Raw genomic sequence first — 25147 nt, 5'->3', positions numbered from 1 at the left:
TTTATAGTTAAGTTAATTTTATCATATATTTTAACAAAAAATAAGAAAAAGACCAGTAAAGACTAATCCTTTTCTTATTTTTAACCTGGTATATTGGTATCAGGTACTAAATATCCCATCATTGTTTCAATGTCTTTTTTAAACTGTTCAAAGTTGCCCTCCTTGTAGGCAATTGAATCCAGTGACACATGATTTGTAAACTCTTGACCATTTGAGTTTACGAAACCACTTTCATGGATTCTGAACTTCAAAGTATCTAATGATATTGTTCTAGATACATTGAAGTGGGAACCATAATCTCTATCAATAAAATCTGAATCCCATTTTTCTGAAATATTGCCCCATTTTGTGATAAATCTTCTAGTAATTTTATTTTCCCAAAGTAATTTTCTATATTTATCCTTTGGTTTTTTCATAACCATAACTCCTGGGAAACCTCCCCAGCAGTCAATACAAATTGTGTCACCTTCTTGTACTTGAATAATAGAACTTTCGTCCTTCCATAAAACTAATAAGTTCTTTGTTTCAGCTGAATATATTGCTTCAGTACTCCAACCTATTTCTGTTTCAAAGTCCTTATTCTCAATTTTTATAAAGTGTTTAGCCATGATAATGCCTCCTGGATTTAAATTATTTTTAATTTCCTTAACCTTTAACTGTATTATAACGTACGTCAATAGGTACGTCAATAGGTTTTTTAAAAATATTTTAGAAAAAAATAAAAGCACCTATAAAGGTGCTCTAAACCATGACAAGACATAGTGTATACTTACCATCTTCTATTTTAGTGGATATATTCCACTTGGAGTATTCTATGTTTTGACCTTGTATTTCACGTTCTCCAAACTTAAATAGAAAGCTAAAATATCCATTACCTTCTACAAGTTCAATACTGTCAGCTTTCCTTGAAGACACAGCTTCTATCGGAGTGATTTGTTCACAGAATATTTTTTCTCCTTCATGGTTATTGTATAAATCTATAAACTTTTTAATTTCTTCTAATACAACTGGATCCACTATATTTTTCTTTCTCAATGCTATATGTTCCCCATCAAATATAGCATGAAGGACTGTACCCTTTTCTAAATTTAATGCTCTTGCCCAATCTGCAGGTATCCCAATTCTATAATTAGTACTACCACTACCACTGGTACTTGATAAAACTACTATATCTTTATTTTCCATTGACGTCACCTCTCCTTAGTATAAATAATAACGTACGTTTTTCAAGACGTCAATAGGTCGCTTTATATAAAAATAAAAAAGATAGTTGCAGCATAAGCCACAACTACCCTTTAACTATTCTATACTATTATTTATTTTTCCATCATCCAAATAATCCTTACCTTTAACATATAGAAAATGTACTATTTTTTTCATAACCTCATCTGAAATAAAAACAGTTAATGTTTTCGGTAAAAATTGATACATCTTTTTAACTACCCATTCTTCTTGTTGCTTTCCACTTTTAAGAATTTTATCTTTTGATAAGCTTTTAGCTTGGAGCATAACTCCATATGAAATTCTTTTGAATTTTTCCCACTCTAGAATTATATATAAAACTATTGATATTAATAAAACTATAATAAATCTATATTCCCAAAGTAAATTTGATATATTTTTCATAATAACACTCCTTTTTCTTGTTTAGACTTCTAAAACTTTATATTTTAGCTTGTATTGATTTATTTTTATTTCTTAATACAAAAGGATTAGAAAATTTTTTTATGTTCTCTAATCCTCTACTATGAGCTACTTATTTTTACTATTACATTCTTTTTACATATTTTGAACTTACCCACCCTGTTTTAGTTGAGCCACTATAGGTAGTATAAGAAATCTTATACCAATCTCCATTTTGCTCATGCAGTTGAAGTTCTCCTCCTGGATAAACCACACCTATTTTTTCGAAGTTTGTTCCTGGTCCAGACCTAACATTTAATTCTGATGTTGGAGTACATTTACCACTTATTTTATTTGCGGTATTGGTTTTATTAATAATCTGAACATAATTTTTATGGACATATGCTTGGTTATATCCAGCAACAGGAGAATAAATATGGTACCAATCTCCTTCTCTTCTCCAAAGTGTAATTTCTTGTCCATTCTTCAATGATCCTATAACCTTTCCTCCTGGTGTATGCCTAATATTTAAGTAAGATTGAATGTTAACTATTTTAGCCTTTTTATCTCTTACTGAATCATCAGAAATACTTTGTTTAACTGGACCTGTAGAATTAACATATCCAACTAAAGCTTCAACTATGGCTTTAGCTATAGCCTTGTAACCAACTTTTAAATAATGATTTGCATCTTCTGTATCTACAAAACATACTTCTATTAACATACTCTTAGCTTTAGTCCTTCTTATAACATAAAGACCGGTACCTTTCTTCACTCCTCTGTTAGTAAAGCCTAATTTAGATATATTAGAACATACTTCTAAGGCATCCTCATATTGTCTACCTTCATAAGTATATACTTCTGTACCTCTACCTCCTCCAGCATTAAAATGTATTGATACAAACCAATCTAAGTTAATATTGTTGGCCACATCAGTAATTTTAGACAAGCTTTCTGTTACATTATTTGCATAATCAATTGTGCAATCAATTACTTTATGTCCAGATTCTTTTATTAACTTCATTACTTCATATCCTACAAGTCTTGTATGTTCTGATTCTGAAATTATTCCCACTGCTCCGGATCCATATCCGCTTTTTGTATGCCCACAATTAATACCAAATGTTTTCATAATTCATTCCTCCTAAATTTATTTATTTATTAAAAAAAGCTATCACTGCAGTAACTATACTTGCAGCAATAGCCCAAAATTGCTTTGTATTATAGAATTTTAAATCTCCATCTTTCTTATTTTTATCTGTAAATGTACTTAAAATTTTTAATGTAAATTCATTAAGTGTCTTCTGTTGTTCTTTAGATGTTTCAGAAATCATAGATTTAATTTCTGATTGACTTTTTTCAATGTTAGATAATTGTATTCTTTGTTGTAAATCAGATTCTTCTAACTTCCTTATTCTTTTCTCATGGTCTTGTAATACCTTATTTTCCATGTCACACCTCTCTTAATTTCGAGCACTAAAAAAGACTATCTCTAGTCCTATTCATTACTTATCTGTTTTGGTTGTAGTCCTGTAAATTGTCCACTTTCATTAAAACATAATTTATAGTCAAATATGTGTATACCCATTTCATAAGGTAAGCATATAATCCCTTCACTTTTCCCCTTATAAAATTTAATTTTATTTTCTAAGTCTATATTTAAAGGTAAAACAGGCTCCATAGTGTTATCCTCTGTTCTTTTTATTTCTTTAGTTTCTAAATCGTAGTATATAACCATTTCGCACCTCCTAAAATGCAACTTCTTTATAAATAAAGTACTTAATTTTAACTCTATACTCTGTTTGAACCAAATCGGCTGCCCTTTTCATATCAATATATAGATGTGTATTGTCTGCTCTAGCTCTAATAATAAAGTTAAACCCTACAATACTTGTACCACTAAAATTATCTGTAAAAGCTAGAGCAGGCAAAGGAACCATACTACCACTACCATCAACAATTGAAAAGGCACTGAAAGCAGGCTTATATCCTAAATTATGTTCTACTGATACCGTTCGCTCTTTTATAGTGTTAGATACTGGCATTGATGTGTTTATAACTCCAGAGGTTAGTATTTTATGCATATTGTACTTACCATCAATAACCACTTCTGCATTATTATTCTTAACATTCAAAGCACCATTAATAATTTCAAAGGTACCACTATTTGATAGGTTTACATTAGGTGTTATAGCATTAAATCCAATTTTTACTGAGCTTGGATTTTGCTCTATAAAGGATTTAACACCATTAACATCTACTTTAGACCTTATTTGGTTACTTAGCTGTTTTATTTCAGATTCTGCACTATTTATTTTAGTTGTATTTTCTATTGTCACATCTTCAGGTGCTGGTGTCCAGTCTGTTGCTTTATTACCTTTCTCCAGTTTTATATTTTTTATCCAATACTCGTTTATACCTTCGTTTATTTGAATTCCAAATATAAAGGTTCTAAAATAAGATGCATCTTCACCAGAATTAAACTTTACTAATATCTTAACCCATGTATTAGCAGGTACAAAAGTATCCTCATTTAATAAAACAGCATTACGACTAGCATGAAAAGTAAGATCTTCACGTAATACATGGAAATGTAAAGGGGTAATATTCGTTAATTCCATACCAGTACTACACATAATAGTAGCACTATAAATATAATCTGTGTTTTGTTCAATAGGGATTAGCCTAGGTTGCCTAATTGATTTTTTAGCATGAATAACACTATAACCATTCTTTTTAACAATTTCCATAGTGGCACCAGTAGAATTAGTTGCCCACCCAGTTAAATCTTTAAAATTACCACTATTAAATATTAAATTCTTACTTTTCTCACTTACTTCTACTATCTTTTTTTCTATATCTGTTTTAGATACTTTAGAACTTATCTCACCTTTTAGCATGTTTATAGATTGCTCTGTAGTGCTTAACTTACTTTTAGAGTTTGTGATTTCATTATTTATATTGGCCTTAAAACTTTGAAATTCTGATGTTTCTACCTTAGCTGATATTTGATTTTTTAATAAATCTATAGAAGAATTAGATGAATTTATTTTAGTATCTATAGTATTTATAGCTTGATCTATATCTTCAGGAGCTGGTGTCCAATCCGTTGCTTTATTTCCTCTTTCTAGTTTGATATTTCTAATATCTAATACGTAAGGATCCACCTTTGGTGTAATAAAATTAACTATCCTCTCATTACCAACTTCTTTAGACTTGAAGTTATATATATACCTTTTCCAATTTTCAGTTGCATCAAAACTATCATTTAAGACTGAATTATAACCATCTCTATCGCATATTCTTATTCTAATATTTTGTGCTTTATTTGCTTTAGCTTCAAAAGAGATTGTATAATCCTCGTCAACATCAAACTGTCTATTTTTTAAGGAATGATTTCCTAACCAAGCACCCCAATTAGAGAATTCAGTACAATTCCATGATAAATAGTCATCTATAACTGAAATACTCCCATGCGTAACTTCCCACCCAGTTAAACCTTTAAAATTACCACTATTAAGTATTAAATTCCTTCCACCAACCTGGATACTATTAATAGAATTATCTATATCACTTTGCCCTACTTTAAGCTTAATCTGTCCTTGTAGCATACTTATATCACTTGTGGCCTTAGATAGATTAGTATTTATAGTACTTATATTTCCTTCTGCAGTACTTTTAAAACTATTAAAATCTTGCTTATCTATTTTTATCTTTAAAGCATCATCTAAAGCATTTAATTGCAATTTTTGTTCTTTTATATCCTTTGTATTTTCTTCTGTAGTTATTTTCTGTGTCTTAAGCTCCATATCTAAGGTTCTATCACCTACATTAATTTTAGTACCATTAATCTGTGTAGTAGCACCATTAATATTAACAATAACATCATTAATATTTAGTTTACTACCTGCAATATTTGCATTATCAGCTACTTTAGAATTATCTATAGCCCCATCTTCTAGGACCTTACCATTAATACTTTTAGCTTTTATATTATCTGCAGTTAAATTTTTTACTGTTATAACTGCTGCATCTATAACACCTGCTGTAAGTTTAGTAGCACTAAGAGAACTTATTTGAGCATCTCCTATAGCTCCATCTGCTATTATTCCTGAAGCTGCAGTTATGGTTCCAGCCTTTATGTTTTCTGCGCCTATATTACCAGCAAGTAAGTTTTCGATACTTGCAGCTCTACTTTCTAAAACTGTTATTTTCCCAGTGTTTGCTTCAAGGTCTTTTATAGTTGCTTTAGTTGCGTATAAATCTTCTATCTTAGCACCTTGTGCATCTAATTGAGCTATATTAGCTTTGTTTGCCCTTAAATCCCCTATACTAGCTTTAATTGCATTTAGTGACTGTATATCTGCTTTTCCAGTAGATAAATTTTCAATATTTGCATTTATAACATCTAAATTAACTACTTTAGCTGTATTAACTGCAAAATCTTCTATTTGTTTAGTCTTAATACTATCTATTTTAGAACCATTTATTGTTCCATTATCAGTAGTTATATTATTTACTGTTTCCGTTGTATCCTCAAATTCTTTTTGTAAATCTTCAAATCTAAGCATAGTATTTGCTATTTCACAAGTATTTGAACCTGGTTCATCTAACCATTCTACAGTTTTAACAATTCTTTGTTTTTCTTTAACTTTTTTATGTTTAGATATAAGGCTTATAGTATCCCCTAGAGAATAATCTAAAATATTCTTATACTTTGAATTTAAGTTTGCTAAGTCAATTATGTCAGCCTTATAACTCCTATATGGTTTAGATAGCTCTTTTAGTTTTAATTCAGCATCTTCTTTTAAACTTGATACTACAGTATATCTGTTATCTTCCCAATATCTAGTTATAACTTTGCTAGAATATTGATGATTTTCTATATACTCTTTTCCCCCATTAACACTCTTAATATTCATTCCATCTTTACCTATAGGGATTATCCTGGTACAAAAATCATAAGAATTTCTTTGTATCTCCAACTTTTTCAAGTTTAGTTCTTCAATAAAGTATGTACCCTTATCAGAACCTAATTTATTATATATATTTACCTTTTTATTTAATGTATCAAAGGTTATATCACATCTATATACCTTCCTAGCCTCCTGGATTATCTCCCATGTGCTACAATTTGCCTTTCTTACAGTTCTCTTCTTTATTACATCACAGTGTCCTACTGTCCAAGGAGTGCCTGCAAGTGCTAGAGTTACACATGATTTTATAGTCTGCTCTTTAGATTCAAAATGTTGAAATGGATTACCCTCAAGTTCTTCTACATTAAGTACTGCCTTAAACTCTGTCCACTCATCAAGTTCATGAATTTCCTTAACTACAAATTCATCTATTTTAGTCCTTATATAGCATTCTTCTTTTATTTCATCATAGTATCTCTTATTAATTGGATAAGAAAAATAGAGAGTAGAATCTCCATTCAATTCTCTCTCTATCCTTGCATCCTTATATTTAGTTAAAGGTGCTATTTTATTATGTTTTAAGTTGTAAAGTTGTAACATTTAATCACCTATCTTTAAAATATCACATAGCCTAGAGTTGTAGCTCTATTCTCTATTTGTTTTTTAAATTCTGCATATTTAGCTTTCATCTCCATTGCATTTTCCTTATATGCCTCTTTGTCCATTACATTTACAGAAATATTTACTGCAAATGTATCGGCATTAAGATTAGCACTTAAATACATCACTTGTTTTGATACTCCATTACCTTCTTTAATCATTACATTTGCACTTAAATTAGTATTTTCATTTATCAACATTGTTATATTATTTTCCATAAAATCACCATTCCTTTTCATTATTTTGCATTAAAAAAGAGCTCTTAAGCTCTATATCCATCTAGGTTTATATTTTATTTCTATTTTAGAGTTTACTTTATCTGTAGATATAGTGTTTACTCCTGGTTTTAATTTGGGAAATTCCCAAAATTCAGTATCATTGAATTTGTTTAATCCTTTCTCTAATACTGTTCCTTCTTCACTATTTATTATCACTGGTACATTAGCTTTAAGATTCTTAACTTTTATGCCTTCTCCTAATCCTTTTATAGTTAAGTCTATCGTGTCTATTGGAACTGTTATAGTTATTACAGCTGGTGTTTCTGTATTACCTGGAACATTTATAGTTTTGGAGGTTACATGGTCCATTGTCTCTGTTATTTCTGTTTTATATTTATGTCCTGAAAGGAATGTGACATCTATAGCTTGTACTTCCATATCATCTGATGTATTCTTGCCTATATAATCATTTTGTTTACTTTGAATAAAAACATCATAATAGAATTCTATATCATCAAATTTCACTGTACATTCTTCTATAATTTTAACAAAATGACTTAATTTTTCTTCTAAGTCCTGCCTTGTATCTCCTTTTATAACGAATATGCATTGTATTGTAGTATATCTATGTTCTTTGTCTAAGATAAGAGGCTTGCACGCTCCTTTAAGCCACTCATTATTTATAATAGTTTCTGCAGTTCCTATTTTCTTTTCTAATAGTTCTACTCCAAATTTTTTTATATCTATATTATTTACAAACATATTACCTCCTACCTCTAGTGTTTAATGCTAGCCTATTACTAACTCTAGGTATAATAACTCTATCTATTTCTTCTCCCGCTATATTTATAGGCATTATTATATCTCCATTTGATATACTTCTTGTATCTTGAAGTGCTTCAGGACTTCTAAATGAAGGCATATCTGAGTACCTATTTAAATTATTGACTTCTGAAGCTATACTTCTCATAAATTTAGCTCTATCTCTCATACTACTAAGTATCTTCTTAGATTCCGAATGATTGTAAACTTTTTCACCACCATTAAACCATCTATGTTGCCTGCTCGCTACAATTTCAAACCCTTCTTCTGCAACTTCATGTAATCCAGTTGTAGCATATTTAGTACCATTCGCATATCCCGGCCCCATAAATTTACCATTACCTATATGCCTCATACTGTCATAGACTTGCGATGTATCCATCTTTACACGAAACGTCTTGGTTGAAGGGTGCCATCTTTCCCAACTTCCTGAAAGTCTATCCCAAGTACCTACAACTTTTCCTGTACTAGCATCAACATTATCAATTAATTCGCTATTCATTTTAAAGATTGTGTCCACTGCCTGTGAACGAGTTTGATTTGCAGCCTCTATCGTTTTATCTCTTTGTCTCTGAGCATCTTCTATTAATGCAGTAGCCTGTTGATCTGTAATTTCTTTAGTTTCATCTCTTTGTCTTATTACTTCCTTGACCACTTTATCGCACTGTTCTTCTGCAGCCTTTTTTGCTTTATCCCTTTGTTCATTCAAAGCCTTTATATTTTCACTGGCCATTTGCTTAGTTATTTGTGTTCCGTGTTCTTTCATTCGCTCCATTATAACTTTAGACTCAAGTTCATTTTCAGAAAGTATTTTTATCGCATTACCTTTCATTTTTCTTTGAACTTCTTCTACTTCTTTCATTGCGTGTATATCAAAATGTCCACGTTCTTTCATTGCTCTGTCTATAATCTCATTTATCTGTTTTGTATACCCTTCTGTTTCTTGTCTTTTCTCTTCATTATGTCTTTTTATATTTTCTAATATACCTTGCTCTTCTTTATCCATTAAAGCATTACTTTTAGCAAAGAAATCCCCTAAAGTTGTCAATTCTTCTTCTTCTCTTTTATTTATACCTTCAATCACTTGTTTGTTCATTGCATTATATTTTTCAACAATTTGATTTTTATTTTCGTCTGTTATTCTAGTAGTATTAATATAGATACTTTGCAGTGACCTTGTCACATCCTCATCCATTTTCATATAAGCTCCTACAGCTTTTTTAGTACTTTCTGAAATCTTAACAGTAGTTTTATCTATACTGCCTTGCATCTGCATACCATGTTTATTTACTATTACTGCTGTACTTTCTACCTTATCCGCAAATAAATCTACTGCCGGATTAGCATCTTGATTAAGAACTTTGTAAATTCCGTATCCTGCAGCTGCTACTCCTGCTGCACCTAATATCCATGGTGCAAATGGTGCTAGCGCTGCACCGAAACCACTAGCTAATCCTAATATTCCTCCCCCACCTGCTGATCCTTTAGCAACTGTGGCTGCTACTCCAACACCTTCAACTGCAGTTGCTGCAGTTTTTGCACCTTTGAATAGTCCAAAGAAAGTTCCTATCTTTTTACCAGTTTTAAGTAATCCACCTACTCCTTTTATAGCTCCACCAATTCCACTTGTAAATGGTCCCAATGCTGCACTTGCTAGTGCTATCTTTATTATCCACTCTTGTGTAGCAGGACTTAACTTACCCATCCAATCAGCAAACTTAGATATTAAATCTATTCCTTTTTCAACAATTGGTAATGCCTTTATTCCTAATTCCATAAGTGCATTTTTAGCTTTATTCATAGCCCTTCCAAATTTAGCTTCTGTAGTTTCAGACATTTTGGTATAAGCATCATCTAAAGCTGTAGTATTAGTTTTCATCTCTTGCATTGATTCATTATATTTTGCTACACCAGTGTCACTTGTAAGCATAAGAACTGAATTCAGTCCTTGTACAGATCCAAACATTTTAGCGAATCCAGAAATCGGACTATCTTGAGCTTTTGCTAAATCCTCCATATTTCCTCTCAGTTCTTGTTGTCTTTTAACTAACTTCTTAAATTCTGATGAGCTTTCTTTACCTGCTGCTCTTAACTTATCCATTTGTTTCGCATTTCTTCCCATTGTTTCACTTAATGTTCTTATAGTTGGGTCACTATTTTTCATAGCATCAGTTATTTCTAATAAAAATTTTTTCCAGCCTTTAGTTTTTAAAGCATTTGTGTCAAACTCTATACCTAATAAATCTGCAGCTTCTGCAGCTTCTTTACTAGGTTTAATAATGTTACTCATAGCTGCTTTAAGTGCTGTTACAGATTCGGAAGTTGCTAAACCTTGTGCTGTTGTAGTCGCAAGAGAACTAAATAATTCATCTGTTGTAATGCCTAATTGTGCTGCTATAGGCGTAACCTTACCAACTGCTGTGGCTAATTCTCCGAAAGTTGTCTTACCTTTATTTTGGGTGATTAGCATTTGGTTAGCTATTGAATTAGCTTTATCAGCTTCAAGTCCATAACTGTTTAAAACTGTAGTTAAACCATCTACTGCAGTTGATGTTTCCGTGAAACCACCTTTAGCAGCTTTAACTGCAACATCTAAGAAATCAACCGCCTTAGCTGTATCTATTGAACCAGAAATAGCTTGATATAATGATTCATTAAGTTCATTCGTGCTCATACCCGTCTTATTAGAAAGGTCAATTACTCCTCTCTTTAATTGCTCTATAGGAACCTTTGTTGTATCCGCAATAGTTGATACCTTAGCAGCCCCTTTTTCAAAGTCAAAAGCAAATTTAGTTGCTGCAGTTCCTGCACCTAAAACAGGTAAAGTAACATGTGTTGTTAATTTTCCTCCAATATCTTTAAACTTATTTCCAACAGTATCAAAAGCTTCATACTTTTTATCTATTCTCTCAAACTCTTTACCCATTAGTTTGAGTCTACCTGCAAACGTGCCTGTTTCTTTTTCAGCTTTCTTTAGCTCTGATGTAAGTTGTGCATGAGAGGTTTTTAAATCTAGCACATGAGATCTATAAGTTTCTGCTTCCTTAGAACTTTTACCGCATTGTTTTTCTATATCTCCTAAGACCTTTTCAGATTTTTTAATCTCATTATCTAATAGTTTTATCCTGTCCTTATAGCTATCTATCTTTTTACTATTGTTATATACACTTTTTCCCGTACGTTCGTTGGCTTTTTCCCATAGATTATAAGACTTTTCTATATTGGAAACTGCGGTATGCACACTCTTATCCATTAAAGTACTAGCCTTTTCAGTTCCCAATTGTAGCTTATAAAATCCTTTGACAGCTTTATCTATAGAACCATCAAATTTATCTAATTTAAGATTTAAACTGGAGTAAATACTCCCTAAATCCATTCCTATATCGTTTCACCTCCTTGTTTAGGGACATAAAAAAAGAACCGCCATAAGCGATTCTTTTAATTTTCATTATTTAGTTTAAATAAAATCCAACAGGTTCTGATTCACTATTAGAATTTAATAATACACTATCAGAAATATTCATATCTTTAGGTACCTCGAATACTAAATATGTTTGTTTAGTTGTATTAGGATTAACATCTTTATATACACCTATAAACTCACTATTTTTCTTATAAATTGATTCCTTAGAATTAGCAGATTGCATAGCATCAAAGGCTATATCATTTATGTTGTATTGTGCTTTATCTTTCATATTACCTAGCATAAATTCTCTTTCACTGTATTGTATAGGTTCTTTGGATATATTTTTTATTTGTAATTTAACAACAATAAACTTATCTTTTGTTGTTTTGTTATCTGAACTATTTCCGCCTTGCACTGTATTCGTTTCTTTTACTTCTAAAACTTTCATATTCCATTTACCAGATTTGCCTTCTTCGCCTAACTTGGAAATTTTAGTTTCATTATTTTTCTCTTGATTATTATCTTTTGTATTAGATACTTGTTGAGTTGCATTTTTTGTGCTATTTTCTTGTTTATTTTCTACCGTTGTACTTATCGTCTTATTTACCCTATTAACAGCTGAATTATCACCAACAAGAAAACCAACTGCAAATATTAAGATACCGCACACTACTTCAATTATTAATCGTTTCTTCATAATATCCCCCTCCAATATAAAATTCAACTAAATTATATATTATAATGTACAAAATGTAAATATTACCTACCAGTCAACATACTAAGTCCTGGATTATGTCCTTTAAAATTATTCTTTTCTTTCTTAATTTTAAACCTAGGCTTCAATCCTTTTTCAATATTCATAATAAATTCAGCTATAGCTTCATCTAAACAATACCCAATATACTCATCACTAATCTTCATTAACTGGCTTGGTGTCATCTGGTACATCTGGACCATGTTCGCTAGGCCCATCACCTTTGGACTTTCTAGAAAAGGGTATTAGAGCTTTAGCACCCCCCGTTGCAAATTGATAAATTATATATTTTTGTTCTTCTGTTAATTCTATTCCAGCTTCTTTTAACTCTTTAAATGTTGGTTCCATTAAGCATAACTCACAAAATAAATTTTGTACTTCACTAAAACTTTTAAGTCCTTGAATCTCTTGTACATTAATGCCTTCTCCTTTAAATAAATCTAATACTGGGCCTATTAATGGGTTAGGAATATTCCCCTTACTAGCTGCATCTAATAAGCTAAAATGTTTTAATTTTACTGTTATTGTATCATCTATCCCCCATCCAGGAAGTGTAGCTTCTACATATTGTTGTTTTTTCATATCATCTATACTTGTTATTGTCATTTATTTTCACTCCTTAAAATAATATTTTACTCTTCACCCTTTGAAACTGCTGCACCTGTGTCGGATGGTAAAGTTTTAACATAATCAAAACTATACACTGACTTTTTAATCTTGGTATTTTCCGTTGCTCTAATTTCAAACTCAGGTGCAAAGAAATCCTTTTTTAAATCAATTTTCACTGGCTTTCCTTTACATTTCCAAAACGTAAAAACTACATAATTAGCTACATCATCACCCTCATAATTCTCTACGTATGCTTTTAGTCTAAAATACTTTTTGTTTTTAACTCCTTCCGCCATAGTTGGTGCATCATAACCGACTATCTTTTTAGGCTCTGATGAATCATATCTTAATGTGCCTCCCTGTATCATTGGTATTACCTCTGCAGGAAACTTAACTGTACTAAGTTTTAATCCCATTCCTTCAAGTAGGTCCTCTTCTTTGGCCTGTGCTAATATTTTAGTTGCATCTCTTAATACCTTTTTCTCACCTTCATTGATCTCTGGTTCCAATCCTATTTCACTATCACATTCAATTACAAATGTTTTACTACCTTTTTTCACATCACCAGTTAATGTATCAATTTCCTCTACTTCAACTCTTTTGACGTTGTATAAAATATCTCCATCAGCTTGTGCATAAGAAACGTTATCTGACATTTAAACTACCTCCTTCGGTATTCTATATTTAATTCTTCTTGTATAAGCTTTATTTTCATCTTCAACCATCTCAGGTGTTATATTCCCTGTAGCTTCTAAATTACATTTAAGAGCTCTTTGAACATTTTCTAACATATCATCTAATATAGTTATATCTCCTAAAGGTGCATATAAAAAAACATGAACAACCTGCCAACCACATTTACTGTTATTCATGCTTACTAATTGGTTATCAAATTTTAAAACTAAATAAGGTTCGGTACATTCACCTTTATGTTCTCCTATTGCATAACAAGGATAAATAGGATCTAAAATATCAAATATTTCTTTTCTGGTCATTTTAAATCCCTCCCGCTGATTGTACTATTTGCTTCCAACCTTTTTTAAATTCTGGAGCAAATTCTTGAATAGCCTGTTCTAGTATTGCATATCTACCTTCATTACATAATTCTAAGTAAACCCCATAGTCCACATGATGACTCATAGCAATCATTAATTCATTACTATTTTTCCATTGAACTGTAGCTTTAAGGAATTGCCTTGCATCTGATGTTCTATCTATCCATTTGGCATTAGCTTTAGCCCATCTTTCCATGTTAGCAGCTATATTTTGAGCATCCAAAAATAAAGCTGCTCTAAGTTTAGAAGTAAATCTCTTTAAGTTTCCTATAGCTTCTTCTATACCCTTAGTCTCTATTTTACAACCATCACTCATTGTTAACTCTCTCTATATCTGCAATATATACATCTTTAACTACTTCTCCTGGATAGGTTACTACATATGTTTGGCTATCAATGGAAAAATAATCTTTTTCTTTTATTTGAAATCCTTCTGTAACACATATAATACCCAGACTTCTAACTTTTTTTACATGGCCTGAATCCCTAAATGTATCAAATAAATTGTTTCTTTTAAAATCATCAAAGAATACATCAAGTTCGGCCACTTTAATTTTCTTCTCTTTTCCACCTCTCATACCATTACTTGTTTTTTCTTTTCTCATAAGCACAATATAAGTAGGTTTTATTTTTATAGCTTGTAATACCTTATTTTTAATAAACTTCTCATTAAGTTTCATTGTCCATCAACTCTTCTCATAGAAGTTTTATAACCACTTCCACTATTACAATGAGTATCTTTTTCTCTTAGTTTTTCTTTAAAGACATCTATTAAAGATAACCAGTAATCTCGATTAGAGTCTATCTTTATGGGACCTAACGTAAAACTATCAACTTGAGCCTTCATCTGTAAACCTTGAATAGTTGCTTTTAATACATCATTATCATTTTGTTCTAATAATAACTTAAGAGCATCTTCTTCAAAGTGTGGTGAATTATTTTCTTGTAAATTAAACTTTAAAATATCTATTGGTGTGGCCATAACTATTCACCTTCCTTAGATAATTCCCCTTCACTATCTTGATTTTCTTCAGGTGTTTCCTCTAGTAATTCTGCATATCCTTTTTCGTGCATTTCTTTTACATCTTCCACTCTTACTTTTAGTTCATCACCTACAGTAAAACACTCTTTATCGTATTTTAAATTAACTAAAGCTTTAACCTTTATACTTTTTTTAGCCATATTTATCATTCCTTTCAAACTAAATTAAAAAGAGAAGGCTCTGAACCTTCTCTAAGATACTGTAGTAAAAAAACACTCATCCGCTCTTTCAAAACTTGGTATTACTATTTGTGATACTTTAGTATCTACTGCTACTGGATCCTCTTTAACCATAGTTGTAATTGCTATACCAGTTTTAATTACTTGTGTATCTATTTTCCCTGAACCATAAGACTTATCAAACTCTTCTGGAGTAACTGCATAAATAGTTTGTCCTAAAGTTCCCTTTGGAATTAATGTAACTAATTTATCTTCATAGTAGTTCATAGTTTTATTTTCTTCGTTTACAAATGTACCATTTAAGAAAGCTATTTCTATCCCTAACTTCTTTTTTAAATATGATACATAATCTTCATCTGTTATTATTACTTCACCCAGTACTCTACTTTTTAAATCCTTTGTTATAGCTACATTCTTGCATACTGTATTTAAAAATGTTTTTTCCGTTATAAGTAATCTACTTGGCTTTTCCATGCCTTCATCAGTAAATACCCTTTGCCACCTTTTTATATCTCCTACTATATCAGCTGTCGGATCACTCCATTTAGCAGTACCTTGGAGTACTTCTTTGTGGTTAGCAGGTATTCTATAGTCCACTACTATATCTCCATCTTCTGTTTCAATGTTTATTTCACCTTTTTGCATTAACTGTGCTCTCATTCTAGTTGATTGAATATCGGCACCAGCAACAAGAGTCGCATAATTTTCAAATACGTTCTTAACCATAAATTCAACAAGATTCTTATTGTTAGACTTTTGAGCTAAGATAAGATCCCTTCTATCCTTTTCTTTAATACCTATAGCTTCTTTGAAGAATGGCATTTCCTTCTTTTCCACAGATACATCTGCTTTTAATGCTCTAACCTTGGCAGCTACATCAAAAGTACTCATTCTTAATGCTACCGGTCTTTGTTTAGCACCCTTTGCTATCTCTATTTCTGTAGATATTTGTTTTGTGACTGGAAATAGTAATTCGTCTAGTTTAATTTGTGGCGGTAAATTTTTAATATATAATGCTATTTCCTTTGAGTTTATAAAATCCTTTAATTCCATACTATCACTCTCCTATAGAAATTTAATCATGTTCATAGCTTTTATAGCTTCTTCTGTTACTTCTTCACCGGTATATTCTTTTAATTTAGCTTTGTTTACAAAACCATGTATCATAACAGGTAATATTTCTGTTCCTTTAGAATTATTAAAATCAACATCTGCAAACACTATCCCAAATGAAGTTGCTCCATTTTCCGGTTTACCCTTTGGATCTACTGTAGTACCTGCTGGTAATACTCCTTCTTTTAGCTTATCTGTAACATCTGTCTTTCTAACTTTAATATTTATATTTACATAATGATCCCCTGCTATTTCTCTAATATCCCTTTGTCCTACTGAAATCTTATAATTACTTTGTCTCATGACTTTACCTCCTAATATTTTTTACTTAAAGAAGTTATCTAATTGTTCATTTCCTTTTAATTGTTCAGATTTTTCCTTTGCAAGCCTCTCTCCTAAACTTTCTGTTTTTGTATTATTTATATTGCTAATTAAAGATTGACCACCTCCTATAACTCCTGTCCCTACTATAGTTTCTGTTACTTGTAAGTTATTATCTTCAAATAGATAAGAGTCCGATTCTTTTAAAGCTTTTACCTGCTCTTCTAATCCTATAAAAGTATCATCAACTAGTTTTACCTTGTCCATGTCTAAAAGAGCTCTTAATGCTTTTGGATTTTTAGTTTTATATGCTCCTATAGCCTTATCAAACTTATAATCAAATTCCATTTGAGTTGTTTTTGATTCATAATCCTCTTTTTGTTTCTTGTTAATTTCCTCTAACTCTGATACTTTTTCCTTGAGTCCATCTACATCCTTATAGTCCTCCTTGAACTTTGTTATTTGCTGATCTCTTTCTCCAACTTGTTTCTTATATTCCTTAGCCTGTTCATTTATTTGATCAAATCTTTGTTTTGGTATGTAAGCTCCCCCAGATATATCTTCTAAGTCTTTATCCTTAAATTCCTTTTGTTTATCTTCTGGAAGTTTATTAAATAACTCTTCTCCTAATATCTCTTTAAGTTTTGCCATACTATTTACTCCTCCTGATTTTCTCTAATTCACTTTTTTACATGGTTGTGGCCAAGATTAGAGTTTTATTATTTCTTCTTTAAAAACTAAAAATAAAAAAAGCCTTATTACTAAGACTTTACTCAACTATTTCATATGTTTTTTTAAATATATCTGGCTTACAAGGATATATTTCCTCTTGCACTCCCTTAATAACATAATCACCAACGCTTACATGATGATTTCCCCCTAATGTTTTAATGAATAATTCTCCTGGCTTTCCTTCAAATTCATAAAAATATAATGTTCCATATTTGCAGGCAACTTCTGCCCACTCTGGGGCGTAATATTCCCCTTTGCTATTTATTAAATCGCCATCATACTTGAATGCTTCAATTACAACTGGTTTCTTTCTATATTTAGCCATTATTTTTCATTCCTTCCTAATACATTTCTTTCAATTCTATCTTCAACTCTTTTATTCATCCAGTATAATGCTTCATTAATAGCTTTAAGTGCATTTTCATTCTCAACACATTTATATGGTCCATCTTGGAACGCTCTCAATCTATCATTTACTATTTCTAATAAGTCACTATCGATCACTCCATGTTGGCTATCTTTTTCTTTACGTGGTCCCTTTTGGAAATAAATATCCTCTAATACCCCAATGTTATTACTTCCATCACACCAACAAGTTTCATCATGCTCACATATTATATATCTATGATAAGCACCTCCTGGACCAGCGTTATCCACTGCATAAACATCATTTAACTTTTCTCTTTTTTGAATAGTAATTAATTTTTTCACTTTCTTTTCCTCCTACTTTTCTTTAATTCTTGTCCACATAGCAATCACTCCAGATAAAAATCCAATAAAACCTTGTAATTCTAACGGAACATATCTATAAAAAAATGAAAATGCTACAATTAACATAAAGAATATTAAATCCTTAATCTCATTTTTATGCATAAACTCCTCCATTAATTTTAGACATAATAAAAGCACCTACCATTTAACTTAGTAAGTGCTATCCCTTATTTATTCTATCCATCTCTGCTTTAAGTTCTTTTTGAATATTATCTATGTCCTTATCAGCTACTACTGTATTAATATTATTAGTATCCTTAAATCTTCTTAAAATCCGTGTTTCCATCTTCCTTTTTAAGTGCCTGCATTTAGCATTCATTACCCCTACCAAATGTTTTATACAGCAATGAGGACAATTATAGAATACCTCTGTATACATTGCACCTAAATACTTTTCCTCTAGTTTATCCTGTTTCATTTCAAATTCTCTTTTACAGTTATCACATATTACTTTCATATAACCCTCCTATACCATATTCTTCTCCATAATCTTCTAGCCATTTATCTAGCTTAGCGTTACTTTCTCCATTAAGCCATTTTATAAGTTCGGCCCTTGCATCCTCTATTGGGATATTCTCTTGTGTAAGATAACAAAGACAATTAGGATGCGCTACTGGATATTGACTTGATGGATATATCCCAGCTCCTAACTCATAGTTATTTTGTATTGCATATTCATCACAGATATCTTCACCATATTTAGCAACCTGTCTCTCATAATGACTAGGACTAAGATTCCATTTAAGCCCCTGACAAAATGGATTCATCTTTGAACCCTGAATATAAGTTTCTGTATTAGCATGAGTTAAACTTGTCCTTGCTAATCTTTGAGCTTGATATGATATATTCTTACTCATGCCTGATTCTAAAGTATTAGGAGTTAATTTGTTTAATGGATTAATATAAGCATCTAATTCCTTAGCAAGTTCTCTAGCATTAACACCTTTAGATACATTAATTTTTATTAAGCTATCTATGTCCCTAGCATTTTTATTAGTTATGTTCCAAAGTCTTTTATCTAATGTTTTGCCATCTTCATAATAGCTACCACTTATAAGTTGCTTAGTAATATTGTTAGGCAACTGAGTAAACATTTTATTGAAGGAACTCCTAATGTTTTGATTTGGAGCAATCATGTCTAAATAACTCAACTGAACATAAGATGCTATTTCTGAACTTGCTTTTATAACTTCTTTTGAGTGTTTATATAATTCTCCTTTTAGTTCAATCCTGTACCTATTTATAGATTTATTTAGTTCATTTAAATATCTTGATGTTAAACTTCCTGGTTTAGCTTTGGAAAGTTTATATGCTATTTGCCTTCCTGCTTCTTTATATATATTGAGTAATTCTTTTTCTTGTTGTTGTGTAAGTTTTAAGAATTCTTTTCTTCCCTGTAAAACTCTCCTTTGATATTCATTCATTATGAATCACCATTAGATTTATTAATTTCATCTTCCACAGCTTTTGTCCATGGATCCTGTTCAGCCTCATTAAGTGCTTTACTATCTTCTATGATTTCTTTAAAGTGTTCCTCATAATCCTCATCATTGCTCAATTCTTTTATATAATTTCTATGACTTCTAACTTTAAGATTAACCTCTTCCATGCCGAGTCTTTTCTTATCCTCTTCATCTTCAGGTATAGGGTAGTTCTTTTCTAAAACTATATTATATAATAACTTATCCCATTCATGATTCCATTCACTATAACAATTTAATTTACTACAAGCTTCTACTATCAATCTTATTAGTTGCCTAATAGAAGGTTCCCAATCATGCCATTTTTCTTCACAACGTGCTACTAGTTCCGTATACATATATTTAATACTCTTAGCACTTGGTATACTTTGTAATTGTTCTGGTCTTGGTATGCCTAACTTTTCATACATACTATCTTCTAAAATTTTAAGAAACATTTTTACAGGTTCCGCACTAGTAAAATTACTTTCTACCCTTTGTACCTTAGCCTGTTTATTACTGTCTGTATCCTCAATACTTTTTAAAGCCATAAGTGAATTAGGTGCTATATTACAGCTATTAACCGTATCTTCTGTTGCATCTATAACAGCTGTTTGTCCAAACATTAAAAATCTTAAAGCATCATCAAAATCACTTAATCGCCTATTGTATCTCTCTTGCAGCGGTCTTAAATCCTTTATATCAGTTAAGCCTTTAGGGTTAACTATACTTTGTTCGTTTGCAATTACCCAACATGGTATTTTGCTTAATCCTGTACTAGTTTCTTCTACAGATATTGGTTCCTCTAAATTATCTCCTTTAAAAATCTCTGTTTTTAGATGACATAACTCATCTTTATCCATATAGTAATTAAATCTATACCATATCTGATTATTAGTTTCTTTTTTAATTGTACTGGAGTCTTGTTTTACTAATGTAGCACTCTTAAGTCTTCCTATATTATCAGGATCTAGTTCATAGTTAAAATCATTAATATCATGATAATATATCTTTATAGGTTTACCTGGATTAGCTTCCATTCTTAACATTACTCTTTTAGTTACAGTTGCAAGTCTAAATATCTTTAAAGTAGTACTCCAAAATTTATTAGCACTTAATATGGAATCGACGTATTGCCTAAGCTCTTCACACATTTCTTTACTATTATCTTTTAAAGGTTTAAACAATAAGTTAGGTTCTTTACCAAACATAAATCTTGCCTGCTTGTTAATAAGAGGTTTAACTTTATTATCTATTATTTGGCTTGGAACATAATCTAAATCATCTAATGTAATCCAGCTTTGACCTAATAATATGGGATTATTCTTAGCTTTCTCTATATCTTCACATTCCCCTAAGTAAAAAAGGAAGTCTTTTAATGCACGTTCTCTTTCTTTTTTCTCTTCATCACTTAGATTAAGTAATCTTTCTTTTATGTTATTCATTAGAATATCGTACCTCCTTTCTTATATGGTAATGGTACATTCTTCTTAAGACCCATACCTTTGTTGTATATTTCTTTGTCATATTTAACTTCAATATTACGTTTAAGTATTGTATATATAAAATATCTCATTGCATCCATGCAGTGGTCTTTATCTTTTAAAGGTTCTTCCATGCCAATAGATGCTTTCTTAGGGTCCCATACATAAGAAGTAAACTCTTTCATGGTTTCTTTGCAGCAATCATTAACTTTAACAATATCTAGTGATAATGCGCTTGCAACTGTTCTTATACCATCTAAAACATCATTTTTTGCTTTTCTTATTTGTGTAAATCCATCACCTTTTAATTGAGCTATAAAGCTTGCTGCGGAAGGATCTATAATTATTTTTACAGGTACTATACCCCCTAAGAATTTTTTTAAATCTTTAGAGTATTGAACATCTGTCCTTTGTAAGCTTTTATCTCTACCACTGTAGTAGTATTCTTTTACAATATACCACTTACCCTCACATAGTCCCCAAAGAAGAAATACAGTAGCATTTTGAGTACCATAGTCTACAGATACATAATACTTTTCATATTTTCTAGGAACTGTTTTAACTTTATGGAAGTCTTCATTGAACATATCATAAATAACTCCCTCAGCTAAACACCATAAACCTAAGATATAACGCTTATAGAATATACCTGAATACATTCTCTTATATCTTTCTTTTACCTTTTCACTTAATGATAAATTATCATCCATAGTAAAATGTAGATGTACAGCATTCTTTTCTTCTAGCTTATCTAAATACTCCACTTTAAACCAATGATATGGTCCATCTGGATTACAGTTAAACCACATCTTGGCACCATCAATAGAACATCTTGCAGTTGCCTGATTTACAAATGATTGAGGCATTAAAGCTACTTCATCAAATAAAACCCCTGCTAAGGTTATACCTTGTATAAGATCCTGTGAACCTTCATCTTTACCACCAAATAAGTAAAAATCATTACTTACACCATTCCTAGAAATAGTTATGTAATTATCTGCCCTGTGTTCCTTACACTTGTATCCTCTACCTTTTAACATTCGCTTTAGTGGTTTAACTACATTACGTCTTAAGGAACCTATTGTTTTGCCACATAAGGCTAAATTTTCGCCATCAAATACTTCCATTGCCCACATTACAAAACTTAAAGACATAACTACAGTTTTACCTGCCCTTACAGAACCATCTGCAATCAATATATCTTTATCTGATACAGGAGAACTTTCCATCCACCAATTTAAAACTTGTTTTTGTTTTTTAGAAAATGGTTTAAATTTAAATAGAGCAACTTTCTTTTTACTCATTACTCCATACCTCTTGTACTTCTCCTTTTAATGCCTCTAGGAAACCATCATCTCCAACTTTTTCATCTGATCCAACAACCTTTGATTTTTCAAGTTCAAGTTTTTCCCTAGACTGTTTTACTTTTTCTTCTTCTATCTTTCTCTTAAAGTTATCAGGGAATAAATCAAAGTATTGAGATAGCTTATCTAACGCTTTCATTCTATCCTCAAATTTAATTGATACCCCTTCTTTGCCTTGTCTAACTTCACTTACAATAGTTCCATCTATTATGCTACTTTCTTTAAAATCAACGTAATTTACTACCTTAGTAAGTTCATTGCCTTCTTCATCTTTCATAGGCCCAAATGGTCCAATAATAGGTACTTCCTTTTGTCCAAAAGTTAAGTAATCTGTTATATCTGAAAAAGCTATCTCTACATATTTATTTAACACATCCATGGCATCTATAAATAACTCTTCTGTCATTTTACCTTTTAATTCTTTAATATAAGCCTTTACCTTACTATTTCTTACTAATTCACTTCCAGTTACATGTGCCCTTTCAGGAGAATACCCTGCTTTTATAGCTGCCATTGTTTGATTGAAAGTTTTAATATAATAAAGACAAAAAAGCCTTTGCTTATCAGTAAGTTCGGAGTTATCCAAAAATTCCTGTTGCATTGGCTCTTGTACACTTTTTTTATTATTCTTTTTTTGTATGCATACCTTTTCTTTTGTATGCACCCCTTTTCTATTCCATTTATATCTTTGTTTCCAACTCTTCACTGTATTTAAAGATACATTATATTTAGCTGCTATATCTTTATATTTCATTCCTTTGATATAATCTTTTTCAGCTAATTCCTTTATATCTGGTCCTCTTATGTCTTCCATAACACCACCTCATGCTAATTGCTTATTTGTTTATTTTGTAAAGTAAAAAGAGAATCCCTTTAAGAGTTCTCTTTATTAATTAAACAATTTACAATTGACTCAATATCTTTTAGTGCTTCTTTTTCATAATGGCTAACTATAAAATTATAATTAGAATAAACTTTTCTAGTCTCTTCATTAGCTAAAACTTCATAACCTTTACTTCCAGCATCTATTCCAATATTAAAATAATTTTTAAGGCTTACGGCTTTCTCTTTTGGTATATTAAATCCTATATACCATCTTGAAGTAAGTTTATCTTAAACAATATTCATACATTATCACCTCCTTAACTGTATTTTCTACATTTTAGGAGATTCCCCTCCAACAATCATTCGTACTTTCCCTCTATAACTTGTATAAAAAGGAGATATTTGTAACAAAACTATCAAACTTATTATATGTGCCTATACATATAAATCCCAACTCCTACAATAATTATTGCTATAATCTTGTATTTAAGCAATACCTTATTATAAGTATTGACTGCAGATAACAACAACTTTTTAAGGCACCTTTTTATTTGTAAAATTATCTTTTTTAAAGTTATTTTAATATTAATATAAACTTTCCATTGCTTAAGTTGCTTAATATTATATATTTCTCCGATTTTCAAACCTTCAGCTTCAGTAATTTGCATTTTATCTTTATCATTTATGTCTTTTACGACATATAATGTATTAATTTGACTTTTTGCTATATATCTAAACTCATCCTTTATCCTAGCAAAATAAAAATTATCATATTCAAACCAAATCTGCCCAACATAATCTGTATTTGAACACCTTATTACATACTTTCTTATATAATGAAACTTTCTAAAAGTCAGATATATACCTAATGTAATAGCGACGGTTGATACTGGTATTATTATTATAATCATTTTTTCAATTATGTTAATCCAATGACCATAAACTTTATACCTATCTTTTACAATAAGTTTACCGTTCTCTCTTATTTCTATAAAATCACCTTTTGAAATATTAAAAAGTTTATCTACATATAGATTCTTATTAATAGAACTAATGGTAATAGTATTTAAAGTTTCTTTTTCATCTTGTTCATCATATAGTTCAAACTTTTTACCATTAACATATATAGAGAGATTTCTTTTATATCCTTCTTTGAAACCATCTATGCTTATTTTAGTATAAACCTCATTACCACCATAAGTAATTATTACATTTCTTCCAAAAATTAATTCTATGCAAACAAAACTTATAAGCGCCCAAAAAACCCCGAATAAACTTGTTATTATTAATCTTATCATAAGTTTATTTTTTATTTTTTTTCTTTTGTTATATGATATGTCAGTAATATATTTCATAGAAATCCTTATTGATCTACCTACAAAAAAGATTATTATAAGTAATGATACAATCCAAAAAACTATAAACGTTAAATTCACTAGATTATTTACTTGTTCTGTTTTATTTAACTGCGGATGTATTATAACAGCAAGAATGGAAAATATCATTATTATTGAATACAATATAACTAAAAGTACTGCCATAATGCTTTCTACTTTGGAATACCTTTTTATAATAGGATTGAGCTCTCTTTTAAGCTCGTTGTAGAAAAAATTTAATAGAAAATATATAGAGGATATCGCAAGTGCTCCTAATGCTGATACTATACCTACTAATTTGCTTAGTTCATCCAATAATCCCACCCCCATAAAGTATAAATTTCTACACTTATAGAGGTTTACCTTCAAATTTCATTCGTCATATATCTTTTAAATTTACATATAACGGATATTTTT

Annotated in this window: 31 protein-coding genes; all 31 read right to left on the bottom strand. The window is 30.5% G+C overall.

The window, feature by feature from the left end:
- Positions 1 to 80: 80 nt before the first annotated feature.
- Positions 81 to 677: a hypothetical protein gene (locus tag FGL08_RS06300; RefSeq protein WP_138209972.1), complete on the bottom strand. Its 597-nt coding sequence runs from the start codon at positions 675 to 677 to the stop codon at positions 81 to 83.
- Between the two features lie 64 nt (positions 678 to 741).
- The gene (locus FGL08_RS06295; RefSeq protein ID WP_138209971.1) at positions 742 to 1185 is read right to left on the bottom strand and encodes an AbrB/MazE/SpoVT family DNA-binding domain-containing protein; all 444 of its coding nucleotides are present in this window, start codon (positions 1183 to 1185) and stop codon (positions 742 to 744) included.
- Positions 1186 to 1299: 114 nt separating this feature from the next.
- Positions 1300 to 1626 carry a hypothetical protein gene (locus FGL08_RS06290; RefSeq protein WP_138209970.1) on the bottom strand — a complete coding sequence of 109 codons (327 nt, stop codon included), beginning with the start codon at positions 1624 to 1626 and terminating at the stop codon, positions 1300 to 1302.
- 142 nt (positions 1627 to 1768) lie between these two features.
- The gene (locus FGL08_RS06285; RefSeq protein WP_138209969.1) at positions 1769 to 2755 is read right to left on the bottom strand and encodes an N-acetylmuramoyl-L-alanine amidase; all 987 of its coding nucleotides are present in this window, start codon (positions 2753 to 2755) and stop codon (positions 1769 to 1771) included.
- A gap of 22 nt (positions 2756 to 2777) precedes the next feature.
- Positions 2778 to 3074: a hypothetical protein gene (locus FGL08_RS06280; RefSeq protein WP_138209968.1), complete on the bottom strand. Its 297-nt coding sequence runs from the start codon at positions 3072 to 3074 to the stop codon at positions 2778 to 2780.
- A gap of 47 nt (positions 3075 to 3121) precedes the next feature.
- Complete coding sequence (locus FGL08_RS06275) at positions 3122 to 3361, bottom strand: hypothetical protein (RefSeq protein WP_138209967.1); 240 nt, start codon at positions 3359 to 3361, stop codon at positions 3122 to 3124.
- A 10-nt stretch (positions 3362 to 3371) separates the two neighbouring features.
- Positions 3372 to 7139 (bottom strand): phage tail spike protein, encoded by a 3768-nt coding sequence (locus FGL08_RS06270; RefSeq protein WP_138209966.1) that lies wholly within the window; start codon positions 7137 to 7139, stop codon positions 3372 to 3374.
- 14 nt (positions 7140 to 7153) lie between these two features.
- The gene (locus FGL08_RS06265; RefSeq protein ID WP_138209965.1) at positions 7154 to 7417 is read right to left on the bottom strand and encodes a hypothetical protein; all 264 of its coding nucleotides are present in this window, start codon (positions 7415 to 7417) and stop codon (positions 7154 to 7156) included.
- Positions 7418 to 7468: 51 nt separating this feature from the next.
- A complete protein-coding gene (locus tag FGL08_RS06260) occupies positions 7469 to 8179 on the bottom strand; it encodes a phage distal tail protein (protein WP_138209964.1) in 711 nt (236 codons plus the stop codon).
- Between the two features lies 1 nt (position 8180).
- Entirely contained in the window at positions 8181 to 11615 is a 3435-nt protein-coding gene (locus FGL08_RS06255; RefSeq protein ID WP_138209963.1) for a phage tail tape measure protein, read from the bottom strand.
- A gap of 76 nt (positions 11616 to 11691) precedes the next feature.
- The gene (locus FGL08_RS06250) at positions 11692 to 12342 is read right to left on the bottom strand and encodes a DUF4352 domain-containing protein (RefSeq protein ID WP_138209962.1); all 651 of its coding nucleotides are present in this window, start codon (positions 12340 to 12342) and stop codon (positions 11692 to 11694) included.
- A gap of 62 nt (positions 12343 to 12404) precedes the next feature.
- Positions 12405 to 12566 carry a hypothetical protein gene (locus FGL08_RS06245; RefSeq protein ID WP_243117952.1) on the bottom strand — a complete coding sequence of 54 codons (162 nt, stop codon included), beginning with the start codon at positions 12564 to 12566 and terminating at the stop codon, positions 12405 to 12407.
- Positions 12556 to 13005: a hypothetical protein gene (locus FGL08_RS06240; RefSeq protein ID WP_138209961.1), complete on the bottom strand. Its 450-nt coding sequence runs from the start codon at positions 13003 to 13005 to the stop codon at positions 12556 to 12558. Before FGL08_RS06240 ends, FGL08_RS06245 begins: the two co-directional genes overlap by 11 nt.
- Before the next feature lie 26 nt (positions 13006 to 13031).
- Positions 13032 to 13664: a hypothetical protein gene (locus FGL08_RS06235; protein WP_138209960.1), complete on the bottom strand. Its 633-nt coding sequence runs from the start codon at positions 13662 to 13664 to the stop codon at positions 13032 to 13034.
- Complete coding sequence (locus FGL08_RS06230) at positions 13665 to 14003, bottom strand: hypothetical protein (RefSeq protein WP_138209959.1); 339 nt, start codon at positions 14001 to 14003, stop codon at positions 13665 to 13667.
- Position 14004: 1 nt separating this feature from the next.
- Positions 14005 to 14379, bottom strand: coding sequence for a hypothetical protein (locus FGL08_RS06225; protein WP_138209958.1), 375 nt, complete (start codon positions 14377 to 14379; stop codon positions 14005 to 14007).
- On the bottom strand, positions 14372 to 14743 hold the full coding sequence (locus FGL08_RS06220; protein ID WP_138209957.1) for a hypothetical protein: 372 nt from the start codon (positions 14741 to 14743) through the stop codon (positions 14372 to 14374). Before FGL08_RS06220 ends, FGL08_RS06225 begins: the two co-directional genes overlap by 8 nt.
- Positions 14740 to 15045, bottom strand: coding sequence for a hypothetical protein (locus FGL08_RS06215; RefSeq protein ID WP_138209956.1), 306 nt, complete (start codon positions 15043 to 15045; stop codon positions 14740 to 14742). The genes FGL08_RS06220 and FGL08_RS06215 overlap by 4 nt, the downstream gene beginning before the upstream one ends.
- Positions 15046 to 15047: 2 nt before the next feature.
- Positions 15048 to 15245 carry a DUF7210 family protein gene (locus tag FGL08_RS06210; RefSeq protein ID WP_138209955.1) on the bottom strand — a complete coding sequence of 66 codons (198 nt, stop codon included), beginning with the start codon at positions 15243 to 15245 and terminating at the stop codon, positions 15048 to 15050.
- A 51-nt stretch (positions 15246 to 15296) separates the two neighbouring features.
- Positions 15297 to 16337, bottom strand: coding sequence for a major capsid protein (locus FGL08_RS06205; protein ID WP_138209954.1), 1041 nt, complete (start codon positions 16335 to 16337; stop codon positions 15297 to 15299).
- A gap of 12 nt (positions 16338 to 16349) precedes the next feature.
- On the bottom strand, positions 16350 to 16700 hold the full coding sequence (locus tag FGL08_RS06200) for a hypothetical protein (RefSeq protein WP_138209953.1): 351 nt from the start codon (positions 16698 to 16700) through the stop codon (positions 16350 to 16352).
- Positions 16701 to 16721: 21 nt separating this feature from the next.
- Positions 16722 to 17369 (bottom strand): phage scaffolding protein, encoded by a 648-nt coding sequence (locus tag FGL08_RS06195; RefSeq protein WP_138209952.1) that lies wholly within the window; start codon positions 17367 to 17369, stop codon positions 16722 to 16724.
- Between the two features lie 118 nt (positions 17370 to 17487).
- Positions 17488 to 17775, bottom strand: a complete 288-nt coding sequence (locus tag FGL08_RS06190) for a hypothetical protein (RefSeq protein ID WP_138209951.1) — start codon at positions 17773 to 17775, stop codon at positions 17488 to 17490.
- Positions 17775 to 18161, bottom strand: coding sequence for an Acb2/Tad1 domain-containing protein (locus FGL08_RS06185; protein WP_138209950.1), 387 nt, complete (start codon positions 18159 to 18161; stop codon positions 17775 to 17777). Before FGL08_RS06185 ends, FGL08_RS06190 begins: the two co-directional genes overlap by 1 nt.
- A 12-nt stretch (positions 18162 to 18173) precedes the next feature.
- Entirely contained in the window at positions 18174 to 18323 is a 150-nt protein-coding gene (locus FGL08_RS13365; protein ID WP_171011994.1) for a hypothetical protein, read from the bottom strand.
- Positions 18324 to 18381: 58 nt separating this feature from the next.
- Positions 18382 to 18678 (bottom strand): hypothetical protein, encoded by a 297-nt coding sequence (locus FGL08_RS06180; protein WP_138209949.1) that lies wholly within the window; start codon positions 18676 to 18678, stop codon positions 18382 to 18384.
- Entirely contained in the window at positions 18662 to 19645 is a 984-nt protein-coding gene (locus tag FGL08_RS06175; protein WP_138209948.1) for a hypothetical protein, read from the bottom strand. Before FGL08_RS06175 ends, FGL08_RS06180 begins: the two co-directional genes overlap by 17 nt.
- Positions 19645 to 21126 carry a phage portal protein gene (locus tag FGL08_RS06170; protein WP_138209947.1) on the bottom strand — a complete coding sequence of 494 codons (1482 nt, stop codon included), beginning with the start codon at positions 21124 to 21126 and terminating at the stop codon, positions 19645 to 19647. The genes FGL08_RS06175 and FGL08_RS06170 overlap by 1 nt, the downstream gene beginning before the upstream one ends.
- Positions 21126 to 22469: a PBSX family phage terminase large subunit gene (locus FGL08_RS06165; RefSeq protein ID WP_138209946.1), complete on the bottom strand. Its 1344-nt coding sequence runs from the start codon at positions 22467 to 22469 to the stop codon at positions 21126 to 21128. Before FGL08_RS06165 ends, FGL08_RS06170 begins: the two co-directional genes overlap by 1 nt.
- The gene (locus FGL08_RS06160) at positions 22462 to 23343 is read right to left on the bottom strand and encodes a terminase small subunit (protein WP_138209945.1); all 882 of its coding nucleotides are present in this window, start codon (positions 23341 to 23343) and stop codon (positions 22462 to 22464) included. The genes FGL08_RS06165 and FGL08_RS06160 overlap by 8 nt, the downstream gene beginning before the upstream one ends.
- 436 nt (positions 23344 to 23779) lie before the next feature.
- Complete coding sequence (locus FGL08_RS06155; RefSeq protein ID WP_138209944.1) at positions 23780 to 25045, bottom strand: hypothetical protein; 1266 nt, start codon at positions 25043 to 25045, stop codon at positions 23780 to 23782.
- Between the last annotated feature and the right edge of the window lie 102 nt (positions 25046 to 25147).

This window comes from Hathewaya histolytica (assembly GCF_901482605.1).
GTDB lineage: Bacteria > Bacillota > Clostridia > Clostridiales > Clostridiaceae > Hathewaya > Hathewaya histolytica.
The sequence above is the reverse complement of the archived record's forward strand: the minus strand, read 5'-3'. Positions and strand labels throughout refer to the sequence as shown.

Coding starts and splice junctions, on each gene's coding strand:
- FGL08_RS06295 (WP_138209971.1), bottom strand. CDS start 1,185: ATGGAAAATAAAGATATAGTAGTTTTATCAAGTACCAGTGGTAGTGGT.
- FGL08_RS06290 (WP_138209970.1), bottom strand. CDS start 1,626: ATGAAAAATATATCAAATTTACTTTGGGAATATAGATTTATTATAGTT.
- FGL08_RS06285 (WP_138209969.1), bottom strand. CDS start 2,755: ATGAAAACATTTGGTATTAATTGTGGGCATACAAAAAGCGGATATGGA.
- FGL08_RS06280 (WP_138209968.1), bottom strand. CDS start 3,074: ATGGAAAATAAGGTATTACAAGACCATGAGAAAAGAATAAGGAAGTTA.
- FGL08_RS06275 (WP_138209967.1), bottom strand. CDS start 3,361: ATGGTTATATACTACGATTTAGAAACTAAAGAAATAAAAAGAACAGAG.
- FGL08_RS06270 (WP_138209966.1), bottom strand. CDS start 7,139: ATGTTACAACTTTACAACTTAAAACATAATAAAATAGCACCTTTAACT.
- FGL08_RS06265 (WP_138209965.1), bottom strand. CDS start 7,417: ATGGAAAATAATATAACAATGTTGATAAATGAAAATACTAATTTAAGT.
- FGL08_RS06260 (WP_138209964.1), bottom strand. CDS start 8,179: ATGTTTGTAAATAATATAGATATAAAAAAATTTGGAGTAGAACTATTA.
- FGL08_RS06255 (WP_138209963.1), bottom strand. CDS start 11,615: ATGGATTTAGGGAGTATTTACTCCAGTTTAAATCTTAAATTAGATAAA.
- FGL08_RS06250 (WP_138209962.1), bottom strand. CDS start 12,342: ATGAAGAAACGATTAATAATTGAAGTAGTGTGCGGTATCTTAATATTT.
- FGL08_RS06245 (WP_243117952.1), bottom strand. CDS start 12,566: ATGAAGATTAGTGATGAGTATATTGGGTATTGTTTAGATGAAGCTATA.
- FGL08_RS06240 (WP_138209961.1), bottom strand. CDS start 13,005: ATGACAATAACAAGTATAGATGATATGAAAAAACAACAATATGTAGAA.
- FGL08_RS06235 (WP_138209960.1), bottom strand. CDS start 13,664: ATGTCAGATAACGTTTCTTATGCACAAGCTGATGGAGATATTTTATAC.
- FGL08_RS06230 (WP_138209959.1), bottom strand. CDS start 14,003: ATGACCAGAAAAGAAATATTTGATATTTTAGATCCTATTTATCCTTGT.
- FGL08_RS06225 (WP_138209958.1), bottom strand. CDS start 14,379: ATGAGTGATGGTTGTAAAATAGAGACTAAGGGTATAGAAGAAGCTATA.
- FGL08_RS06220 (WP_138209957.1), bottom strand. CDS start 14,743: ATGAAACTTAATGAGAAGTTTATTAAAAATAAGGTATTACAAGCTATA.
- FGL08_RS06215 (WP_138209956.1), bottom strand. CDS start 15,045: ATGGCCACACCAATAGATATTTTAAAGTTTAATTTACAAGAAAATAAT.
- FGL08_RS06210 (WP_138209955.1), bottom strand. CDS start 15,245: ATGGCTAAAAAAAGTATAAAGGTTAAAGCTTTAGTTAATTTAAAATAC.
- FGL08_RS06205 (WP_138209954.1), bottom strand. CDS start 16,337: ATGGAATTAAAGGATTTTATAAACTCAAAGGAAATAGCATTATATATT.
- FGL08_RS06200 (WP_138209953.1), bottom strand. CDS start 16,700: ATGAGACAAAGTAATTATAAGATTTCAGTAGGACAAAGGGATATTAGA.
- FGL08_RS06195 (WP_138209952.1), bottom strand. CDS start 17,369: ATGGCAAAACTTAAAGAGATATTAGGAGAAGAGTTATTTAATAAACTT.
- FGL08_RS06190 (WP_138209951.1), bottom strand. CDS start 17,775: ATGGCTAAATATAGAAAGAAACCAGTTGTAATTGAAGCATTCAAGTAT.
- FGL08_RS13365 (WP_171011994.1), bottom strand. CDS start 18,323: ATGCATAAAAATGAGATTAAGGATTTAATATTCTTTATGTTAATTGTA.
- FGL08_RS06180 (WP_138209949.1), bottom strand. CDS start 18,678: ATGAAAGTAATATGTGATAACTGTAAAAGAGAATTTGAAATGAAACAG.
- FGL08_RS06175 (WP_138209948.1), bottom strand. CDS start 19,645: ATGAATGAATATCAAAGGAGAGTTTTACAGGGAAGAAAAGAATTCTTA.
- FGL08_RS06170 (WP_138209947.1), bottom strand. CDS start 21,126: ATGAATAACATAAAAGAAAGATTACTTAATCTAAGTGATGAAGAGAAA.
- FGL08_RS06165 (WP_138209946.1), bottom strand. CDS start 22,469: ATGAGTAAAAAGAAAGTTGCTCTATTTAAATTTAAACCATTTTCTAAA.
- FGL08_RS06160 (WP_138209945.1), bottom strand. CDS start 23,343: ATGGAAGACATAAGAGGACCAGATATAAAGGAATTAGCTGAAAAAGAT.